Below are 697 nucleotides of genomic sequence, written 5' to 3'. Positions count from 1 at the left end.
AAGCGTCCGTTGCCGAGTTTTTCGGAGAGCGACGGCTGCGGCTCGGCGGCGAACAGCTTTTGCACGTCGACCTGGCCGCGATTCACCGACTCGGGCTTGAGCTTCCAGTACAGTGCGTCGTTCGGCGTGCTGCCGTTCTCGATCACGACCTGATCGACGGCGCGCTCTTCCTGTTCTTCCGTGTACTCGTTGCGGATCACGGCGATCTTCTTGCCATCCTCTTCGTACACGCGATCGAGCCAGTAGTTCGGCGTGTGGATCACGCCCTGCGCGTACAGGCGCCGGTAGAAAATCGGGAACGTGGTGCCGCCGACGTCGTCGGCCACTTTCACGTCGGGTGTGACGATCTCGACCTTCGAGCCGCGGCTCGATATGAAGTCGGCGACACCCGCGCCCGCATGCGTGCTCACGCCGTCGTACACGAGCACGTTCTGCTTCGGCTCGACCTTGCCCGACAGGATGTCCCACGAACTGACGGCCAGACCTTCGTCGACGCCCCATGCGGGCACCTGATGCGTGAAGCTGGAACCACCTGTTGCGAGCACGATGATGTCCGGCTTCTCGGCAAGAATCATCTTCTCGTCGGCTTCGACGCCCAGACGCCGGTCGACGCCCAGTCGCTTCGTTTCCATATCGAACCAGCGCACGATGCCCGCCATCTGCTCGCGCTGCGGCGCTTTCGCGGCCAGCATGATCT

1 pseudogene is annotated in these 697 nt (G+C 63.0%); it reads right to left on the bottom strand.

Going from position 1 to position 697, the window contains the following annotated elements:
• Nucleotides 1-697: pseudogene (locus BN2476_RS43850) on the bottom strand (N-methylproline demethylase); the annotation flags it as partial.

The sequence above is a fragment of the Paraburkholderia piptadeniae genome (assembly GCF_900007165.1).
Lineage (GTDB): Bacteria > Pseudomonadota > Gammaproteobacteria > Burkholderiales > Burkholderiaceae > Paraburkholderia > Paraburkholderia piptadeniae.
Note: the sequence above shows the minus strand (reverse complement) of the source record. Positions and strands in the feature narration are given on the sequence as shown.